Source organism: Clostridium sp. C2-6-12 (assembly GCF_009928485.1).
GTDB lineage: Bacteria > Bacillota > Clostridia > Clostridiales > Clostridiaceae > Clostridium.
Genome location: NZ_JAABNP010000023.1, coordinates 1 through 20,939, shown reverse-complemented (window position 1 = coordinate 20,939; position 20,939 = coordinate 1). Strand labels below are relative to the sequence as shown.

General features: G+C 29.4%; 18 protein-coding genes. 10 read left to right on the top strand and 8 right to left on the bottom strand.

What is annotated here, in order from left to right; all coding sequences use genetic code 11:
• The first annotated feature begins 23 nt into the window (after positions 1-23).
• Positions 24-1,328 (top strand): flagellar filament capping protein FliD, encoded by a 1,305-nt coding sequence (fliD, locus tag GXK56_RS17775; RefSeq protein ID WP_243156168.1) that lies wholly within the window; start codon positions 24-26, stop codon positions 1,326-1,328.
• Between the two features lie 91 nt (positions 1,329-1,419).
• Here the strand turns inward: fliD and GXK56_RS17770 are convergent, their stop codons facing one another.
• Positions 1,420-1,626: a hypothetical protein gene (locus tag GXK56_RS17770; RefSeq protein ID WP_160689861.1), complete on the bottom strand. Its 207-nt coding sequence runs from the start codon at positions 1,624-1,626 to the stop codon at positions 1,420-1,422.
• Positions 1,627-1,849: 223 nt separating this feature from the next.
• Here GXK56_RS17770 and GXK56_RS17765 point away from each other — a divergent pair, with 223 nt between their 5' ends.
• Positions 1,850-2,734, top strand: coding sequence for a DUF4474 domain-containing protein (locus tag GXK56_RS17765; RefSeq protein WP_160689859.1), 885 nt, complete (start codon positions 1,850-1,852; stop codon positions 2,732-2,734).
• 200 nt (positions 2,735-2,934) lie between these two features.
• Positions 2,935-4,908 (top strand): methyl-accepting chemotaxis protein, encoded by a 1,974-nt coding sequence (locus tag GXK56_RS17760; RefSeq protein ID WP_160689857.1) that lies wholly within the window; start codon positions 2,935-2,937, stop codon positions 4,906-4,908.
• A 178-nt stretch (positions 4,909-5,086) separates the two neighbouring features.
• On the opposite strand, the gene GXK56_RS17755 is transcribed toward GXK56_RS17760, so the two are convergent.
• On the bottom strand, positions 5,087-7,222 hold the full coding sequence (locus GXK56_RS17755; protein ID WP_160689855.1) for a sodium-translocating pyrophosphatase: 2,136 nt from the start codon (positions 7,220-7,222) through the stop codon (positions 5,087-5,089).
• A gap of 179 nt (positions 7,223-7,401) precedes the next feature.
• Positions 7,402-7,551 carry a hypothetical protein gene (locus tag GXK56_RS27830; RefSeq protein ID WP_202127904.1) on the bottom strand — a complete coding sequence of 50 codons (150 nt, stop codon included), beginning with the start codon at positions 7,549-7,551 and terminating at the stop codon, positions 7,402-7,404.
• A 352-nt stretch (positions 7,552-7,903) separates the two neighbouring features.
• On the opposite strand from GXK56_RS27830, the gene GXK56_RS17750 reads away from it, so the two are divergent.
• The 4 genes from GXK56_RS17750 to GXK56_RS17735 all read left to right on the top strand — a co-directional run bounded on the left by GXK56_RS17750 (position 7,904) and on the right by GXK56_RS17735 (position 12,715).
• Entirely contained in the window at positions 7,904-9,655 is a 1,752-nt protein-coding gene (locus tag GXK56_RS17750; RefSeq protein WP_160689853.1) for a bifunctional diguanylate cyclase/phosphodiesterase, read from the top strand.
• 258 nt (positions 9,656-9,913) lie between these two features.
• Positions 9,914-10,927 carry a LytTR family transcriptional regulator DNA-binding domain-containing protein gene (locus GXK56_RS17745; protein ID WP_160689851.1) on the top strand — a complete coding sequence of 338 codons (1,014 nt, stop codon included), beginning with the start codon at positions 9,914-9,916 and terminating at the stop codon, positions 10,925-10,927.
• 226 nt (positions 10,928-11,153) lie between these two features.
• A complete protein-coding gene (locus GXK56_RS17740; protein WP_160689849.1) occupies positions 11,154-11,999 on the top strand; it encodes an ABC transporter ATP-binding protein in 846 nt (281 codons plus the stop codon).
• Positions 11,999-12,715 (top strand): ABC transporter permease, encoded by a 717-nt coding sequence (locus tag GXK56_RS17735; protein WP_160689847.1) that lies wholly within the window; start codon positions 11,999-12,001, stop codon positions 12,713-12,715. Before GXK56_RS17740 ends, GXK56_RS17735 begins: the two co-directional genes overlap by 1 nt.
• Positions 12,716-12,835: 120 nt before the next feature.
• Here the strand turns inward: GXK56_RS17735 and GXK56_RS17730 are convergent, their stop codons facing one another.
• Genes GXK56_RS17730 through GXK56_RS17710 form a run of 5 tightly spaced genes read right to left on the bottom strand, consistent with a single transcriptional unit; the run spans position 12,836 to position 17,340 of the window.
• Positions 12,836-13,540 (bottom strand): ABC transporter ATP-binding protein, encoded by a 705-nt coding sequence (locus tag GXK56_RS17730; RefSeq protein WP_160689845.1) that lies wholly within the window; start codon positions 13,538-13,540, stop codon positions 12,836-12,838.
• A 2-nt stretch (positions 13,541-13,542) separates the two neighbouring features.
• Positions 13,543-14,301, bottom strand: coding sequence for an ABC transporter ATP-binding protein (locus tag GXK56_RS17725; RefSeq protein ID WP_160689843.1), 759 nt, complete (start codon positions 14,299-14,301; stop codon positions 13,543-13,545).
• A gap of 4 nt (positions 14,302-14,305) precedes the next feature.
• Complete coding sequence (locus tag GXK56_RS17720; protein WP_160689841.1) at positions 14,306-15,271, bottom strand: branched-chain amino acid ABC transporter permease; 966 nt, start codon at positions 15,269-15,271, stop codon at positions 14,306-14,308.
• Positions 15,272-15,280: 9 nt separating this feature from the next.
• Entirely contained in the window at positions 15,281-16,156 is an 876-nt protein-coding gene (locus GXK56_RS17715) for a branched-chain amino acid ABC transporter permease (protein WP_160689839.1), read from the bottom strand.
• A 23-nt stretch (positions 16,157-16,179) separates the two neighbouring features.
• A complete protein-coding gene (locus tag GXK56_RS17710; RefSeq protein WP_160689837.1) occupies positions 16,180-17,340 on the bottom strand; it encodes an ABC transporter substrate-binding protein in 1,161 nt (386 codons plus the stop codon).
• A 413-nt stretch (positions 17,341-17,753) separates the two neighbouring features.
• Here GXK56_RS17710 and GXK56_RS17705 point away from each other — a divergent pair, with 413 nt between their 5' ends.
• From GXK56_RS17705 to pdxT, 3 genes are all read left to right on the top strand, one after another.
• Entirely contained in the window at positions 17,754-18,716 is a 963-nt protein-coding gene (locus GXK56_RS17705) for an RsmD family RNA methyltransferase (protein ID WP_243156167.1), read from the top strand.
• 132 nt (positions 18,717-18,848) lie between these two features.
• Entirely contained in the window at positions 18,849-19,718 is an 870-nt protein-coding gene (gene pdxS, locus GXK56_RS17700; RefSeq protein ID WP_160689835.1) for a pyridoxal 5'-phosphate synthase lyase subunit PdxS, read from the top strand.
• A gap of 1 nt (position 19,719) precedes the next feature.
• Complete coding sequence (gene pdxT, locus GXK56_RS17695; RefSeq protein WP_160689833.1) at positions 19,720-20,283, top strand: pyridoxal 5'-phosphate synthase glutaminase subunit PdxT; 564 nt, start codon at positions 19,720-19,722, stop codon at positions 20,281-20,283.
• Positions 20,284-20,939: the final 656 nt, after the last annotated feature.

The window sequence follows — 20,939 nt, the reverse complement described above, 5'->3', positions numbered from 1 at the left end:
AATGGGAAGGGGAGGAGATAAACATGAATTTAAGTCCATTAACAAGGTTTAATTATTATAATAGCATTAGTGGAATTACATCTAATATATATAATAATTCTAATTATAATGCAAATAATGTGTACAATAAAACAAATAGTACTAATAGTTTGAGTAATTTTAACGTTTCTTCAATTTATAACAATAACACATATGCTAAAAAGCTAAGTGAACTTCAATCATATACAAAAGATTCAAAAGAATTTTATTCTGATTTCGTAGATAAATTTTCAGATTTAAAGAGATCATCAAGTGCATTAAAATCTTATGGAAACAGTTCGGTTTTTAAAGAAGGTACATATGGAAGCAATGATACAAGTGTAGTTTCTGTAACAAGTACCAATAACTTTAATAGCACTGATTACAAAGTAGAAGTAAGTCAATTAGCTACAGGAAAAGCAATAACTTATAATGAATTATCTTCAACAGGAAAAGAGCTAGTTAAGGATGGAAGTATATCAATAGATAATGGTAAGAATTCATATACTTTTGATGTTAATACCGAAAATGCTTTAAATAATAAAGAGGCTATAAATAAAATAGCAGAGACAGTTAATAAAGCTGATATAGGAGTAAAAGCCACTGTAGTAGAGAGTAATGGAAAAAGTTCTCTAAAACTTCAATCTGCTACAACGGGTGAAAATTCTAAGTTAGAAGTTACTTTTGGAGGAGATTTGAATGCTTCTCTAAATGTAAAAGCTACAGAAGCAGGAAAGAATGTTAAGTATAAAGTTAATGATGTTGATTATACTTCGGAAAATAATACTGTAAATTTAAGTAATACAGTAAAAGCTAATTTAAATGGGATTGGAAAAGCACAAGTATCTTCTGATAATGTTGATAGTAAAAAGGTTGTAGATGCAGTTAATAAATTTGCTAGTGATTATAATAAAGTAGTGAGTTTTTTAGATAAAAATGCAAATAAATCAACTAAAATTGAAGGCTTGGCTGATTCGTTTGAAGCAATTAAATACAACAAGAATTCATTATCAGAGATTCGAATTACAGTCGGAGATGATGGTAAATTATCTGTAAATCAAGATAAGTTAAAAAATGTAGTAGGTAGTGATTATAAGAAGGTTAAAAATATTTTTGGCGGGTCTTCTGGAATAGCATCTGAAACTTATAACAAAGTGCAAGAGGCTATGAATAGTTCTAAAAATCTATATCCTAGCTTCAAACTTAGTTCAGGAGATACTTCAATATATTCATCAAATAATTCTAATATTATATACAGTCAATATAATTCAATTTATTCAAGTGGATTGTTCTTAAATTCATTAAGATAAAAATAATAAAAATGAGGAAATCAGAGGTAGATGATTTCCTCATTTTTTATTTAATCTAAAATATTCAAAGTGAAATCTGTTAAGAACATGTTTAATCTGTATCTAATATTTTAGATATTAATTTTTCAACAGTTTTAGCTGAGATATATTCATCATCTATTTTTACCAATATCTTAGAATGGCATTTAGAACATTTCTTTAAACAATCCTTTGTTTTAAATTCAATTTTGTTTTCTTTTAATGCTTTAACTAATTCATCATAATTACATGTATGCTTACAAACCTTGCATTTTGACATATACACCCCTCCTCTAAAAATTCTCTTATATACAATATCTATTTATTTAAATTATAAACATAATTATGTAAACATGCTATGGAAAATAATTATCCATAAGATATTTTATTTTTAGAAGGCTACAATAGTGAAAATTAATAAATTCATTTAAATTAATATTATTAACATAATTATCATATGAAGAATATTATATAAACAAATAACTTATTTGGAGTGAGTATTTATGGTTGGAGCTTTATTAACTATGTTTGCTGGAATCCGAATGATAAAAAAAATGGGTATGGATGTGATAGATAAGCTAAAAGGTAATCCTATAGAAAAAGGAATAGAAATTGCAGGATATGGTTATGATCCTGTTCAAGATATATTTTATTGTAATATGAATTCATGGCAGAGAAATATGGGGTATAGCAGATTATATGATGAGGGATGTGCACCATTTGGAATGATTTTAGATTGTGAACCAATTTATTTTAGGCATGAAGGAAAAATTTGGCTAATCGAATTGTGGAAAGGTCAATATGATTTAAATACTGGATGTGAAGTTGGAGTATATACAAGGGAAGAACCTATGTTAAATATTCCTGAAATGTATAAGTATATGTTTTATAACTGTGCAACTAACGAGGACAGGTTAACAATGTCATTTCATTTATATAAAAATGATGAATTACTTTTTTCAAGAGATGATAAACATTGGTGGCTAGCTGGATTTAAACTTGGGGAATATTCAGAACCTTGGGAGTTAAGAATGGAGTTAAATATAACCTTAAAAGATAAGTTAATGTGTGATGCATTTGTAGAAGGATTAAAAGAAGCAGGATATGAAGAAAAAGAATTTGAAATAATTGAAAATAGTGTGAAGTTAATTTTTACTGAACCACATACTCAACAACCAATTACAAGGACACCAGAAACTGATAGAATTATACAGGTAAAAAATAAATTATTATGTGAGAAATATAACGATATTGTTAAAGCATACGATAATTTTGCAGACAAAATAAATGCAGTTCAAAAGTATGCACCTCAAGTATATGAAGAAATAATTGAAAAAGCAAAGCTTAGAAGCTATTTAAGAAATATGAAAAATCCAGAAAGTAATTGATATGTTTTTATTTGACAGGAAGAAGTTCCTGTCTTTATTAATTAAATAACTTGGAAATAAGTGTTAAGAAAGTTTAACAATATTCGATAAAAAAGTATAGGTTTCATACATAAATCTGCACTATTTGTAAATTAATAGAAGGCATTTGGTTATGATCTAGGATTCGAACTTTCAGAAAAATATAAAGGAGGATGTACTTAATGTTTAAGAGGTTAAAACTAGGAACTAAGATAATATCTTTACTTATAGTATTGGTTATTTTATCAGTATCAATAGTAGGAATAATATCAACAAATTCACAAGTAGCAGTAATAAGTGATAACTTAACTTACACTACAAAAGAATTATCAATAAGCTTAAGTCAAGAAATTAATGGTTTTTTAACTGAACATGTATCTTTACTAGAAAGTATTGCTTTGACTAATGATTTGAGGTTATACAATATTGATGATCAAAAAAATATTTTAAAGGAAATCAATAAAAAGCATGCTGATTTTGCACTTTTATTTGTAACAGATATAAAAGGAAAGCAAGTTGCTAGGTCTGATGATAAAACTCAGTTTGACGATATGTCTGATAGGGATTATTTTAAGGCTATATCTGCAAATAAAAAATCAATTATTAGTGATGTATTAATTTCAAAGACAACTGGTAAACCAGCAGTAGTTATTGCAATGCCAATTTTTTCACCTCAAGGTGAATTTAAAGGAATGTTAGGTGGAACTTTAGATTTATCTGTAATAGAAGAAATGAGGAGTAAAATTAGTATTGGAGAAACAGGATATGCTTTTATAACTGATACAAAAGGACAAATTTTAGCACATCCAGATGCAAAATTGGTTGAGGAAAGAAAAAATATTTCAGATGTAGAAGTTGTAAAAAAGGCTATAGCCGGTGAATCAGGCGCACAAGTATATCAATATGACGGAGTAGAGGCATTCGGGAGCCATACTAACGTACCTAGTACAAAATGGGCTGTTGTAGTTAGGCAAACTCATGATGATGCTCTTTCAGTAGTTAAAAAAACTCAAGTAAAGATGCTTTCTATAGCAGCAGTAATATTAATTGCTTCTATTATAATAGGTGTAATTTTATCAAAGAGTATGATAAAGCCGCTATTAGTTTTAAAGGAAGCAGCTAAGGAATTAGCACAAGGAAATTTATCGCATGAGTTCAAAGTTAATGCAAAAGATGAAATAGGAGAATTATCAGATTCTTTCACGGACATGAGAGAAAGTTTAAAAACTTTGGTTAGAGAAATTACTTCAGCATCAGATAATGTAACGGTATCTACAAAGGATGTATTAGATGCCTCTAAGCAGGCTGAAATTGTAGCCAGTCAAATTGCAGATGCAACAAGTCAATTAGCACTTGGAAGTGATGAACAAGCTAAGAGTGTTGAAAATACCTTTGGATTAGTTAACAAAATCGTTCGATCTATAGATGAAATTGCAGCTAATACATCAAGGTCCTTCGAATCTTCATCAAAAGCTGAAGAGTTAGTCAGAAATGGTGTTCAAATTGTAAAGACACAAGATATAAAGATGGCAGAAAGTACAAGTGCAGTTGGAGAAGTATCTGAGGTTATTTTCACTTTAGATAATAAGACAGCTCAAGTGGGACAAATTATCCAAGTAATAGAAGGTATAGCGGAACAAACAAATTTATTAGCATTAAATGCGGCTATAGAAGCGGCAAGAGCAGGGGAACAAGGGAAAGGCTTTGCAGTTGTTGCAGATGAAGTCAGAAAGCTTGCTGAAGAATCACAAGATTCCATTGGAAAGATTCAAACAATTATAAAAGATATCCAAAATACTACTAATAAAGCTGTAGATACGGCAACTAATGCTACAGAGGCTATAAATGAGCAAAATGAAGCAGTACATAATACTTCGAAGATATTTAATAATATTTTAGAGGTAGTTGATGTTATTACCAGGGAAATACAAGAGATTTCAAGCTTTACTGATGGTGTTAAAGATGCAGGGGAACACATACAACAAGATATGGAAAGAATTTTAGCAGTATCTGAAGAAACTGCTGCAAGTACAGAAGAAGTAACGGCAAGTACGGAAGAACAAACAACTTATAGCGAAAATATCGTTAGAGAAGTTGAAACTTTAAATACATTAGCGGAACAATTAAAAACTTATACAAAGAAATTTAGATTATAAGCCTTAGATAACCTTTTAATAAGGTGAAATTCAAATGAAAATTAAATTTTGATAAATTTATATTAACAAATAAAATTTTAATCTTAAGTTGTTGCTGGTTAAGCAGGCGATATATACATAAATGCCCTATAGAGCAAAAGTTGTTCTATAGGGCATTCTAATATTCAAAGGATAATATCTAACTGAATAGTGCAACAAATACTAAAGTTAAAGTACTTACAAGTTTTATAAGTACATGAAGTGATGGACCAGCAGTATCTTTAAATGGATCACCAACTGTATCACCAACAACACTAGCTTTGTGGGCTTCAGATTTTTTGCCACCATGTGATCCAAGTTCTATTAGTTTTTTTGCATTATCCCATGCACCGCCACCATTATTTAAGAATAGAGCCATAATAACACCAGTTATTGTAGTTATCATTAAGAAACCAGCGGCAGCTTCTTTACCTAGAATTACTCCAACTATTATAGGTGCTGAAATTACTAATATTCCAGGAAGAATCATTTCTTTTAATGCTCCTTTAGTAACTATATCAACACAGCTAGCATAGTCAGGTTTGGCTGTCTCTTCCATTATTCCAGGAATTTCCTTAAACTGTCTTCTTACTTCTAATATTACATATTGAGCAGCCTTTCCAACAGCTTTTATTGCAGTAGAACTAAATAAGAATACAATCATAGCACCTATAAAGCCACCTATAAATACCTCAGGCTTACCAATATCAACTGCAAACCAAGAATCTAAAGGTACGCCTAGAATTCTTTTTACTTCGTCCAAGTAAGCAGAAAATAGCAAGAAGGTTGCAAGAGCAGCTGAACCAACAGCGTAGCCTTTTGTTAAAGCTTTTGTAGTATTACCACAAGCATCTAATCTATCAGTTATCACTCTAATTTCTTCAGGGGCACCAGACATTTCTGTAATACCACCAGCATTATCTGTTATTGGACCAAAGGTATCCATAGCTAGTATGTATGTGCAAGTTGATAGCATTCCCATAGTAGCTATTGCAGTACCATATAAACCAGCATTTGCAACTCCAGGTAAAGCTAGAGCAGCTAATTTATATGAAATAAATATACATAAAGATATAAATAATACTGGTAGGGCAGTAGATTCCATTCCTACGGATAAACCAGTTATTATATTAGTTCCTGCACCAGTTTCAGAAGAATTAGCAATATCTTTTACTGGTTTGTGAGTTATGGAAGTATAATAGTCAGTAACAATTACAAATATATAGCTTAGGATTATTCCGGCTAAAGCACATCCATATAAATAAATATAATTTACATTAGTTCCATTTTCTAAAGTTCCACTTAACATATTTTTCACTACAAAAAATAGAAGTACCATATTAATTAGGGAAGTTATAATAAAACCACCCTTTAATGCTTTCATAGGGTCATCATTGTCGTTTTTCACTTTAACAAGAAATATTCCAACGATTGAAGCTAAGATTCCTAATGCTCTTGATACAAGTGGAAATAGGATTCCTTTCCAGCCAAAGACTGGATAAAGTGCTACACCTAAAATCATAGCACCTACATTTTCAGCAGCTGTAGATTCAAAAAGATCAGCACCTCTACCAGCACAATCTCCAACATTGTCACCAACTAGATCTGCAATAACAGCTGGGTTTCTAGGATCATCTTCAGGAATGCCTGCTTCAACTTTACCAACGAGATCGGCACCAACGTCAGCAGCTTTTGTATATATACCTCCTCCAAGTTGAGCAAAAAGTGCAACAAAGGAAGCGCCAAAGCCAAAGCCTACTATTAGAGAAGGAGCTTCTTTTATAAGAGTGTCATTACCTGAAAAACCACCATATATAAGAAAAAGAGAAGCAACTCCTAAAAGAGAAAGAGAAGTAACAGCTAGTCCAGTAACAGCGCCACCTTTAAGTGCTATTTGAAGAGAATTATTTAATCCTTTTTTTGCACCAGCAGCAGCTCGTATATTTGAATTAACGGCCATATACATTCCTATATAACCTGATAAAGCAGAACAAAATGCTCCCGCTATGAATGCTATGCCTGTCTTAAAAGAAATTAACATAGCAGCATTAGAATCTTTCGAAGAATTACCTAGGTAATTACATAACAGAATTAAGAATAATGTTAAAATAGATAACATAAATATTGTCTTATATTGTCTTTTTATAAAAGCCATAGCACCTTCTTTGATGTAATTTGATATTTCCTGCATTTTAGCAGTACCAGTATCTTGGGAAAAAATGTACTTAATTAGATAAACGATTACAAAGAGGGAAATAATTAGAACACCATAAATAAGAATAAAATAGGATATCATTTAGACCATCTCCTTTAGTTTAAAAATATAAGTATATTTATATTATACATCAAAATATAGATAAAATTACAATATATTATATTATTTACTATAAAGTAGAATATATTATCTTGAAAATTAAAGCTTAGACTGCGCCAACTGGCAATCTAAGCTTAATTTTCGAATATTAAAAAGTTTATTTAAAATTTTGGATTTATTTCATCTTTTTGAATTCTTTTTAAATCCTTTAATCTTAAATGGGTTTTCTCCATAATTACATCAAAAGACTCACCGTCAATTATCATTTTTTTGGCCATATCATGTAGTGATTTATCGTCTATATTATCCATAGAGTTCATACCTCCTTAATGTTTTTAGAGATATTTATTTTGTCCATATAAAAAATATATATACAATTAGTTAATATATTTATAATTTTACATCAATTTTACATGAATAGAACATTAGCTTAACTTCGTAAGTCTACTATTATAAATAGTGAGAAAGATAATATATGTAGCAATTTTATTTCTTTGACAAAATGAAGTGAAAATAATGAATATTAAAATGCAGATTGTTTTAAGCCTTTATTTTTAAGTATATCTAGAATGAACGGAATAATAATTTTGAATGTGTATTAGATAAATATTTTAGAAAGGATGTGTATTATATAAAGTGGAGCTTTTGAAAGGAAATTTATATATGGAAAATTATAAAGATTATGAATATGAAGAATTTTATAACATAATTAAGACCACCAATATAAAATCACTTTTCCAACCAATTATTTCACTTACTAATGGTATTGTAATGGGATATGAAGCTTTAAGCAGAGGACCACAAAATTCCTATATGCAAAATCCAGAGGTACTTTTAAAGATTGCTAAAAAATGTAATAAGTTATGGGAATTGGAGGAAGCATTTAGATCAAAAGCATTAGAGAATATAAGTAAGATGAAATTAGATGTTAAATTATTTCTAAATATTAATCCTCAAATAATTAATAGTTTAAAATTTAGAAATTCTTTTACAAGTGAATATTTAAAAAAATATAATTTAGATTGCAATAATATAATTTTTGAAATAACAGAAAGAGATGAAATTAAAAGTATAAATAGTTTTATAGAAACTATTGAATATTGTAAAAATCAAAATTATCAGATAGCTATTGATGATTTGGGTTCAGGTCATTCAGGCCTAAATAGAATATGCCATGTTAAGCCCAACTATATAAAGTTGGATATGGAACTTGTTCGTGGTGTAGATAAAGATCAAACTAAGCAAGCTATAATTAAGAGCATGTGTGAATTTTCAAAACTAACAGAAGCGAGCTTAATTGCAGAGGGAATAGAGACAGCGGCAGAACTTAAGACACTAATAGATATTGGTGTTCAATATGGGCAAGGGTATTTTATTCAACGACCACAAGAAGGTTTAATTCCAATTAAAGATGAGATAATCAATACTATAAAAGCTATGAACATAAAAGAAAATGATCAATATGGATATAATATAGCTAATGTTTATATTAGTAGTATATCAAAAAAGTCTGAATCACTAGAGTCAACAGTATTAGTATCTGATGTTGATTCTATGTTTAAGAAAAATCAAGAATTATTAGGAATTTGCATAGTAGATGATGGTGTGGTAAAAGGGGTTGTCACAAGAAATTCATTTTATAGCAAATTAGGTTGGCAGTATGGCTATAGTATATATTCATCCAAGGCTATATCAAATATAATGAATACAAACTTTTTAAGTGTTGATTATAAAGTTCCAATTGATAAGGTTATAAAACTTGCAATGGCAAGAACAAATGATACATTATATGATTTCGTTACAGTAACTAAAGATTCAAAATATTATGGAACTGTGACAATAAAAGATTTGCTTGAAAAAACAATTGAAATAGAGGTAGATAATGCTAGGCATTCAAATCCATTAACTGGACTTCCAGGCAACGTAATAATTGAACAAACTCTTGAAAAATGTATTTCTTCAAGGAAGGAATATTGTGTATTGTATTTTGATATTGATAATTTTAAACCTTATAATGATGTTTATGGTTTTGAAAGCGGAGATAAAATAATAAAAAATTTAGCAAAATCAATAAATGCTAATATTTCATCGAGTGATTTTATAGGTCATATTGGTGGTGATGATTTTATTACAGTAGTTTGTTCTTGGGAAGTAGAAGAAATATGCGAAAGAATAATAAGCGATTTCGATTCACTTGCATTAGAATGTTATGAGGAAAGAGATTTAAATAATGGATATATAATAGCTCAAAACAGACATGGAGTAGAAGAAAGGTTTCCTCTAGTATCGGTCTCAATAGCTGCTTTAACTAATAGGAAAAGGGAATTTGCAAGTATTTATGTTTTGGCAAAAGAATCGAGTAAACTTAAAAAGAAATGTAAACAAAATGGTGGAAGTTGTTATATGATTATATAAATACTTTAATTTAGTTAGTTTAATAAAGAAATTCAAGGTGTTTTTTAAGGACTGTATATAGTTTTATCTATAAATAAAACTATATATAGTCCTTAAAATATTTAACACAAAAATATGCATATTAGTATTTTTTCTTAGAAAGAAAGTTAGTATATAAATTAAGATTGACCATTATTACCATATAGTGTAATAATTTATCTAATGTGTATATTAATATGAGATAGTTAGATAAGTATTGAATTGGGGGAAGAAATTATAATGTTAGAAATAAAAGGTTTATATAAAAAACTAGGAAACATTTTAATAAATAATATAAGTCTTACAGTAAAAAAAGGAAGTTTAATAAGCATTGAAACAGGTAGCGAGTTTAGTGATTCTTTAATAGATCTCATATTGGATAAGGAAATAATTGGTGGCGGAGAAATATACATAGATGGAATAATTCATAGTGATTATATAAAGAAAAATAAAATAAATATTGGCGTAGTATTTAGAGATGAAGGTTTTTATGGCAGGCTTACAGTAGAAGAATATATTAAGTACTACAGTGAAATAATTGGTTCAACCATTAACAATAAAGAATTAATGTTAAAGCTTTCATTATTAGAGATTGCAGATAAAAAAATAAAAAACTTAAATTATGCTAGAAGAAAAATGCTTAGCTTTGCTCGAGAAATATTAAAAGAACCAAAAATTTTAGTACTTCAAGATCCAATATTTAATATGGATAAGGAGTCAGCAAGAATAATACTTCAAAATATAGAAGACTTATGCACTAAAGGCACAGCAGTGTTAAGTATATCTACATCTTTTAAGGATGCAATGTTAATTGGCGGAAAAACATATATTCTTGATGAAGATGGATTAAAAGAAACAGAAGATAAAAAAGAAGAAGTTATTGTATCAAGTGATAAAGAAGAATCAGAATTCTTGCATAGGATTGAAAAGATTCCAGCTAAAATTGAAGAAAGAATTTTATTATTTGATCCTGTAGAAATAGATTATATAGAAAGTGAATCAGGAGTAAGTAGTTTAAATGTAAGAGGAGAAAAGTTTCCATGTATGTTGTCTTTAACGGAGCTTGAAGGTAGATTAGAGCATTTTGGATTTTTTAGATGTCACAGATCTTATATTGTAAATCTTCAAAAAGTAAGAGAAGTAGTAACATGGACAAGAAATAGTTACAGTTTAACGTTAAGTGACAAAACTAAAAGTTCAATTCCACTTTCAAAAGGAAAACTTTCAGAATTAAAGGAAATCTTGAAAATATAAGTGTTCCATTTAATACAATATACACTCCATTCAGCTGAATATATTACGATTTTATGATTTGTACTGTTCCTTTCATAGTATAAATTACATTGTTAAATTCTAATTTTACTCCTTTCATGGTAGTTTTATAGTTTGTAAACTTTAAATATATGATAATTACATTATTCAAAACATCTAGACAATTGATTAACGTATTAATCAATATAGAATTAGGAGGAAAGTTATTTTGGAAAATGTAATTACTATGCGAAATGTAAGAAAAGTGTTTGATAATAACATAGCATTAAAAAATCTTAATTTTAATGTTAAAGAAGGAGAGGTATTCGGATTTTTGGGTCCAAGTGGTGCAGGAAAGACTACTGCTATTAAGATTCTTACATCACAATTAACACCTACGAATGGACAAGTATCAGTTTTTGGAAAGAATCCATATGTTGAAGCGTTTAATCAATTTAGAGATATAGGTATACTTTCTGATAATAGTGGTTTATATGAAAGACTTACTGTTAAAGATAATTTAATGCTTTTTGCAGAGATTAATAAACTACAAGAAAAAGATGTACAATATGTATTAGAAAGTATGAATATGATTGAATTTGAAAATAAGCCTGTAAAAAAATTATCAAAAGGAATGAAGCAGAGAGTAATGCTTGCACAAGCAGTGCTTCATAAACCAAAACTATTATTCTTAGATGAACCTACCTCATCGTTAGATCCAGGAACAACCTTAGAAATTCATATGTTTCTCAGAAAAATAAATAATGAAGGTACCACTATATTTTTGACTACACATAATATGGAAGAGGCTGATAAGCTTTGTGATAGGGTAGCGTTTTTACATGAAGGAGAAATAGTAGAGATAGGCAAACCAGAAGATTTAAAGTTGAAATATTCAGGTGATGAGATACAAGTTAAATTAAAAGGTGAGGATAAATTAGTTACTGTAAAGAATAATGAAGAAAGTGCAGAAAATATAAGTGAATGGATGAAAAATGGACAGGTGTTATCAATTCATTCTATGGAACCAAATTTAGAAGAAATATTTTTGCATTTAACAGGGAGGGAATTGTAATGACTTTATCTATAAGAAGAGTTCGAGCTTTGATAAAAAAAGAAATGAAGGATTTTTCAAAAAATATAAATATTTTATTTATGTGCATAGTACCAATAATAATGTCTTTAATATTTTCAAGAATATTTAATGGTTCGGAGCAGTTAAAGGAATATATCATGAATGTAAGTTTGAATAGTAACCTAATGTTGGTCTCAGGGTTTACAACTGCAGCATTAATTGCGGAAGAAAAAGAAAAGAATACTCTGAGAACTTTAATGCTCTCTGCAGTATCACCAATAGAATTTTTAGCTGGGAAAATATTTGTAACCCTAGTGATTTCAATTGGAGTAAATGTATTGACATATTTCATTATGGGAATGAAGCTCTCTTATATAGGACAGTTTATTATAATAACTACATTAGTAGCTATATGCTTCATAGAATTTGGAGCAATAGTAGGAATCTTAGCAGAAAGTCAAATGAGTACAGGAACTATAGGAATGCCTTTTTTTATGATTATGTTCTTTGTAGGTACTTTGTCAAAAATGAGCAATATAGCCGGATTTGTAGCTAATTTTTTGCCAAATTATAATATGGAGGTATTATTAAATAGAGTTTATGCGAATGAAGCTATAAGTATAAATTTCGCTTATAATATATCAGTAATTCTGATCTGGATTATGATGGGGGCTGGAATTTTTGCTTATGCTTATAAAAAAAAGAAATTAGATTAGTCAAGAGCGGAAATTTATCAGGACCTAGAGGATATAAGAAAGTATAAAAAATAGTCAAAACAAAAGACTGATAAATTGGCTACTTAATTTATCAGTCTTTAAGCACAAAGTATAGATTATTTATTCACCAAGATAAGCACTTCTAATGCTATCATCATTAAGAAGCTCATCCGCATCTCCAGATTTAACAATATTACCAGTTTCAAGAACATAAGCTCTATGCGCAATAGCAAGTGCCATATTAGCATTTTGTTCAACTAGAAGTATAGTAGTTCCGGATTTATTAATCTCTACGATAGTATCAAAGATATCTTTAACAACAAGAGGTGCAAGTCCCATTGAAGGTTCATCTAATATAAGCATTTCAGGTCTATTCATCAACGCTCTTCCTATTGCAAGCATTTGTTGCTCTCCCCCAGAAAGTGTACCAGCATGTTGTTTTATTCTTTCCTTTAATCTTGGAAATTTAGAAAATACCATTTCCATATCATCTTTAATTCCAGCTTTATCTTTTCTTAAATAAGCTCCTAGTTCGAGATTTTCCAAAACTGTTAGTTGAGGAAAAACTCTTCTTCCTTCAGGAACATGGGAAAGACCTAGGGTAACTATTTTATTAGCAGGAATTTTATTTAGTTCAGTATTTTTAAAAGTAACAGAACCTGATTTTATTGGCTCTAAGCCTGATATAGCTCTTAAAGTAGAGGTTTTACCAGCTCCATTAGCGCCTATTAAAGTTACTATTTCACCTTGTTTTACTTCAAGGGAAATATCTTTTAATGCATGAATTACACCATAATATAAATTAATGTTATCTACTTTTAACATCTTTAAGCCCCCTCTCCAAGATAAGCTTCAATTACCTTAGGGTTATTCTTAATTTCATCAGGAGTACCTTCAGCAATTTTTTTCCCATAATCAAGAACTGCAATTTTATCGCAAATTCCCATAACTAACTTCATATCATGTTCTATTAATAGTATTGAAATGTTGAATTTTTCTTTAATCCAATCTATAAGCTCTGTAAGCTCTATTGTTTCTTGAGGATTCATGCCAGCAGCAGGCTCATCTAATAATAATAATGATGGTTCTGCTGCAAGAGCTCTTACTATTTCAAGTTTTCTTTGCTCTCCATAAGGAAGGTTGCTTGCTAATTCATCTTTTTTTACATCAAGAGAGAAAACTTTTAATAATTCAATGCTTTTTTCTATAATCTCTTCTTCAGTTTTTCTGAACTTAGGCGTTCTAAATATGGAATCAAATAAAGAATAATTTATTCTGTAATTAAAGCTAACCTTAACATTATCAAGAACCGTAAGATTAGAAAATAGACGTATATTTTGAAAAGTTCTAGCTATTTTCTTTTTTGTAATATTATAAGGTTTAAGTCCTTGAATTCTTTCTCCAAGATAAGATATTGTTCCTTCAGTTGGAGTGTAAACACCAGTTAACATGTTAAATACTGTAGTCTTACCAGCGCCATTTGGTCCTATTAAACCAACAATTTCTTTTTCATTTATTGTAAGATTAAAATCTGTAACAGCTTTTAATCCTCCAAAGACAATTGATAAGTTTTGAATCTCTAACATTGAATTAAGCCTCCTTTCTCTCTTTTGATTTTTTATCAGGTAATATTTTTTTGATTATATTAAGAGAAACTTCTTTATCTCCAAGTAATCCTTCAGGTCTGAATATCATAAGCAGTATTAATGCTAATGGGTAAATAATCATTCTGAAATCTCCAAGACCTCTTAAGAGTTCTGGTAGGAAAGTTAATACTGTAGCAGCAATAACTGAACCAGATAAAGATCCCATACCACCAAATACAACAAAAGTTAAATAATCTATTGATTTATTAAAATCAAAAGAATCAGGTTTTATATACCCAGCATAGTGAGAATAAAGTCCACCGGCAAGTCCAGCAAAAAATGCAGCTATAATAAAAGCCATCATTTTATATTTAAATGCATTGATTCCCATAGATTCAGCAGCTATTTCATTTTCACGAACAGAAAGCATTGCTCTACCTTGAGAAGAATTGATTATATTTTTGATTACAATAATACTTATTACCATAAATATAAAAGCAACTGAAAAAGTTGTTTTTATAGGTATACCTGTAAATCCACGAGCACCACCAACTGCATCAATATTCATTATGATTATTCTAATAATTTCGCCAAAAGCCAAAGTGGTTATTGCAAAATAATCACCTGTAAGCTTCAAAGTAGGATATCCAATTAAAGCTGCAAATATAGATGCAATTATTGCACCAATAAATATTGATACTATAAATGGCATACCTGCCTTTTGAGATATTAGGGCTGATATATAAGCGCCTATAGACATAAATCCAGCATGTCCTAAACACAATTGACCAGTAAATCCAACTATTAAGTTTAATGAAACTGCCAATATAATGTTTATTAAAGCAAAGGTAATAATTCCTTTATAATATGAGTTAATAACATTTGCACTAATTAATCCAAATAGTACTGCATATGTTATTAGAACTCCTAATAAAATGCAAATAGTTTTTTTGTTTAAAAAATTCTTCATAATTAGCACCTACACTTTCACGTTGGTCTTTTTACCTAATAGACCAGAAGGCTTAATTAAAAGTATTACTATTAAAATTGCAAATACAATTGCATCTGAGAAGTTTGTTGATATGTATGCTTTAGAAAAAGTTTCAAGTAATCCTATAGCTATACCACCAACAAGAGCCCCAGGAATACTTCCAATGCCACCAAGTACTGCAGCAACAAAGGCTTTAAGTCCAGGCATAGCACCCATATAAGGTGTGATACTAGGGTAAGATATTGCAACTAAAACTCCAGCAATACCAGCCAAGGCAGATCCTATAGCAAATGTAAGAGAGATAGTATTGTCAACATTTATTCCCATAAGAGAAGCTGCTTCCATATCTTGAGAAGATGCTCTCATAGCTTTTCCGATTTTTGTTTTGTAAACAATAAATTGAAGTAAAATAACTAAAAGTGCAGAAACTACAAACATTAATATTGTTTTAACTTCAATTTGCACAGGTCCTATATTGATGCTCCCAGCATTAATTAAATCAGGAAATGGCTTTGGATTAGATCCAACTAATAATCTCATAGCATTTTGCAAAAACAAAGAAATACCAATTGCTGTAATAAGTAAAGCTATTCTTGGAGAATTTCTTAAAGGTTTATAAGCAATTTTTTCTATAATTATACCTGCTAAAGCTGAAGCAGCCATTGCAACCAATAATGTTGGTATTAATGGTAATTTTAGCGTTGAAGCAGAATAGAAGCCTGCGAAGGCTCCTATCATATATATTTCACCATGAGCAAAGTTTATTAACTGTATTATTCCATATACCATTGTATATCCTAATGCTAGGAGGGCATATACACTTCCTAATGCTAGTCCATTAATAACTTGTTGTAAAAATTCCATAGTATATTCCTCCCTTTTATATTTTATGGATTAACTTTATCGGCTAAAATTTTCTTATCTCCATCAACTTTTATAATAGCAGCACTCTTTATAGCACTTCTATCACTACCAAATTTGATGTCACCAGTAACACTTTTCATTTCCATTGTAGCTAAAGCATCTTTAATAGCAGCACCATCTGTTTTACCTGCCTTTTCAATAGCTTTCACTAAAATTTTAGAAGTATCATATGAAAGAGCAGCAAAAGCATCTGGTTCTTTGTTATATTCTTTTTTATATGAATCAACAAATGTCTTTACAGCAGAATCTGTATCACCAGAATAGTAGTGATTAATGTATAATGCACCATTAACAGCATCTTTTCCTATCTTTGTTAATTCTTCTGATTCCCATCCATCGCCACCAAGGAATTGAGATGTTATTCCCATATCTCTAGCTTGTTTAGCAATAAGACCAACAACATTGTAGTAATCAGGTAAAATTATTATGTCCGGATTTAAACTTTTAATTTTAGTTAATTGAGCTTTAAAATCTGTATCTTTGTCGTTATAAGTAAGGAATTCACCGATTTTACCACCTGCAGCTTCAAATTTTGATTTAAAGCTGTCTGCTATTCCTTTTGAGTAATCTGAACCTGAATTATATAACACAGCAGCTGTTTTCTTTCCTAATTTTTCGGTAGCATATTTTGCAAGAACTTCTCCTTGGAAAGAATCAACAAAACAGCCTCTGAACATAAAGTCTCCACCTTGTTTTGTTATAGTTGGTTCTGTAGCAGTTGGAGTAATCATTGGAATTTGTTTTGCTTTAGCATTTGGAGCAACTGCAAGTGTTGCACCAGATGTAACAGGTCCTAAGATTGCAGTAACTTTTTCAGAATCAACTAATTTATTGAAAGCTTGCATTGCTGAATTTGGATCAGCTTGGTCATCTTCAAAGATGAATTGAATTTTTTTGCCGTTAACTCCGCCAGCAGCGTTAACTTCCTTTTCTAATAATTGAGCACCTTCTTTTACAGAAATACCATAAGTTGATGCAGCACCAGATAATGGTCCTATAGCTCCTATTTTAATTGTATCCCCTGAAGAACTACTTGAACTTGATCCACCATTTCCGCTGCAGCCAGCAAGTAATGTAACAGCCATAACAGAAGCTAAAACTCCTGAAAGTAAAGTCTTTTTCATAATTATTTATCCTCCTCTTTATTAAAACAAAATTATAAGTGTCGATATGATAAAATGATTAAGAATGTCGCGATATATTAATAAATTATCACATTATCAATAAATATATTATTGATATAATATCATATTGCATGAAGAACTACAATAATGTTATTTAATATTTTATATTAAATATAATAAAAACTTGATTGAAAATGTTATCAGTGTGTTAAATTGCTTACATATTTAAGTTTTAATTGAAAAATATGTAGTAAATAATTAGAAATGATAAAATTAAGTTTACATATTTCAAGGAGAAATTAGATTTTTATTTGTATTTTTGTTTTAAAAATTGTAAAGTAATTTTTAATGATATATGATTTCTTAATAAAGATTTTAAAATAATTACGTGGAGAGCAAAGAGGTAAAATATCTTGAATAAAAAAATAGATTATAAAAGTTCTGATATAATTAATAGAAAATATTTTTATTCTATTAATTATCCTAAATTTGAGGAAGAATTATGTAAGTTAGAAATGGAATGTCTTTTTAATGAAGTTAATAATGGAAAATATATTGTTTCTGACTTTTGTATAAATCCATCAAGAAGTCCATTTATAAAAGATAGAATTTCAATAATATATGAAGAAGATTCATTAGAGGAAATAGTTCAGAAAATTATAAAGGACAAATTGTCTTATGATGATTTTAAGGTTTGTTACATAAAAGTAGAAAACACAGATGTAAGTTATGAGGAAAGACTTGCAAGCGTTAGCAAAATAGGTTTTGTCATTAATGGGCTGCCTAGTATACATAATCCAAAGATTATGATTGGAATATCTAAAGTAAATGGACGATGGATAATGGGAGAGTATGAAAGAAATAATTTTGAGTGGCATATTCATGATAAAAAACCATACTCATATTCAAATTCATTAGGGTTAAGAGTTGCCAAAGCTTTAGTTAATATAGCTGTTAAAAATAACTTGGATTGTACGCTTATAGATCCATGCTGCGGAGTTGGAACTGTTGTTATTGAAGCTCTTTCTATGGGGATAAAGGTAAAGGGATATGAAATTAATAAACATATAGCAGAAAATGCAAAAAAGAATTTAGAGTTTTTTGGATATGAAAATGTTATAACTTATGGAGATATGCATACTATAGAAGAAAAATATGATGTAGCTATAATAGATTTGCCATATGGATTGTTTACACCAATAACCCTTAAGGAGCAAGTTGCACTTATAAAAACAGCTCGTAGAATTACTAAAAAATTAGTATTGGTTACATTTGAAAATATGGATGGGCATATTATTGATTCGGGCTTTAATATTATTCAAAAATCATATGTATGCAAAGGTAAATTTAAAAGGTATATAAATATATGCGAATAGGTATTAAAAGTTAAGGAGGGAAATCTTAATGATTTTCACTCCTTTTAAATGCATTATTTTATTGTATGCATACATTTGCATTGTATGCGTACATAATTTATTATGTAAATAATTTGAAAAGGGGGTTTTACAATGGAAAGAAAATCAGTAAACAAAAATTTAGCTCAAATGTTAAAGGGCGGAGTAATTATGGATGTAACAAATAAGGAGGAAGCAATTATTGCAGAGAAAGCTGGGGCGTGTGCAGTAATGGCTCTTGAAAGAGTACCTTCCGATATAAGAAAGGAAGGCGGAGTAGCTAGAATGTCAGATCCTAAAATGATAAAGGAAATACAAGAAGCTGTTTCAATTCCTGTCATGGCAAAGGTTAGAATAGGACATTTTGTGGAAGCGCAAATTTTAGAAGCATTAAACATAGATTTTATAGACGAAAGTGAAGTACTCACACCAGCAGATGATAAATATCATATAAATAAAGAAGATTTTAAAGTTCCCTTTGTTTGTGGAGCAACTAATATTGGTGAAGCACTTAGAAGAATAGGTGAAGGTGCTTCAATGATAAGGACTAAAGGGGAAGCAGGAACTGGTGATGTAGTAAATGCAGTTACTCATATGAGAACAATGAATGACCAAATTAAAGAAATACAAAAAGCATCAAAAGAAGAACTAATGACAATAGCAAAGAATTATGGTGCACCATATGACTTAGTCAAATATGTATGGGAAAATGGAAAGCTTCCTGTGGTTAATTTTGCAGCCGGGGGTATTGCAACTCCAGCAGATGCGGCACTAATGATGCAATTAGGAAGTGAAGGTGTGTTTGTAGGTTCTAGTATTTTTAAATCTGATAATCCAGAAAAAAGAGCAAGAGCAATAGTTCTTGCAACTACATATTATAATGATCCTGAAAAGTTAGCAGAAGTTTCAGAAGACTTAGGCTGTGCTATGAGTGGCATAAATTCAAGTGAAGTAGCAACAAAATATGCTCAAAGAGGATGGTAAAATGAATATTGGAGTTTTATCCCTCCAAGGTGGAGTTATAGAACATTTAAATCATATAAAGGAATTAGGTCATATTGGTATAGAAGTAAAGAATGAAAAAGACTTAAATGTGATTGATGCAATAATTTTGCCTGGGGGAGAGAGTACTACTATTGGTAAACTTCTTAAAGTAACTGGATTAATGAAACCATTAAAAGAAAAAATAGAAAATGGTTTATCCACATGGGGAACATGTGCAGGAATGATATTACTTGCAAATGAAATAGAAGGGCAAAAAGAAAAATATCTTGAGGCTATGAATATAAAGGTAGAAAGAAATGCATTTGGAACTCAAATAGACAGTTTTAAAACTTATAAGGTAATAAAAGAAGTGTCTGATGGGGAAATGGAGCTTGTGTTTATAAGAGCACCATATATTAGAGAAGCAAAAAATAATGTAGAGATTTTATGTAAGGTAGGTAATAAAATTGTGGCTGCTAAACAAAATAACATTGTTGTAACAGCTTTTCATCCAGAATTAACTGAGGATTTAAGATTTTTAAGGTATTTTTTAACTAATATTTAAGAAAAAGTTGGATAACTACAAGCAGGACACTTTATATAGGTTGATAAGTATTAACAATTTTATGTTATGAGAAGATTATGTAAGAATGGGTTTCAGTTTTGAAATAATCAATAAGGTATGTATTATAAAAGAGTTGCGAATTATGATTTAAGTAACAAGTATAATTGTTTGTTATTTTTTAATTAATAAGCAGCTTTTTTTAGGTTATGCATATTAATTCATTTTATTATTATACACCCAGAACTTTTTTAGATATGATAAGTTTAATTATCTGAGATTAAATAAAAAGAAATAGTAAATTTAGCATTAACAAACCAAAGTATATTATCATATTGCATAAAATAATGATGCGAATATACTAAGATATAATTATGAAAATACTATAAAAGCGCTATTTATGTGGATTTTAATAAAGTAACTATTCCTGGCGTATCAATAATAGAATAATTAAGAAATACAGAGGATAATAAAGAATTATTAATTTAAATTAGATATAAGAATAAACTGGAGATAATCATGGCAAATTTATATGTTAAGATAAAACACGTCGCTGAAAGGCGTAAACAACTGAAAGAAATCAAATAAAAACCTTTTTTGAAAGAGTTTTGAAAGATTTGAAAAAAGTTGTTGACAAGATTCAAACCAAGTGATAAACT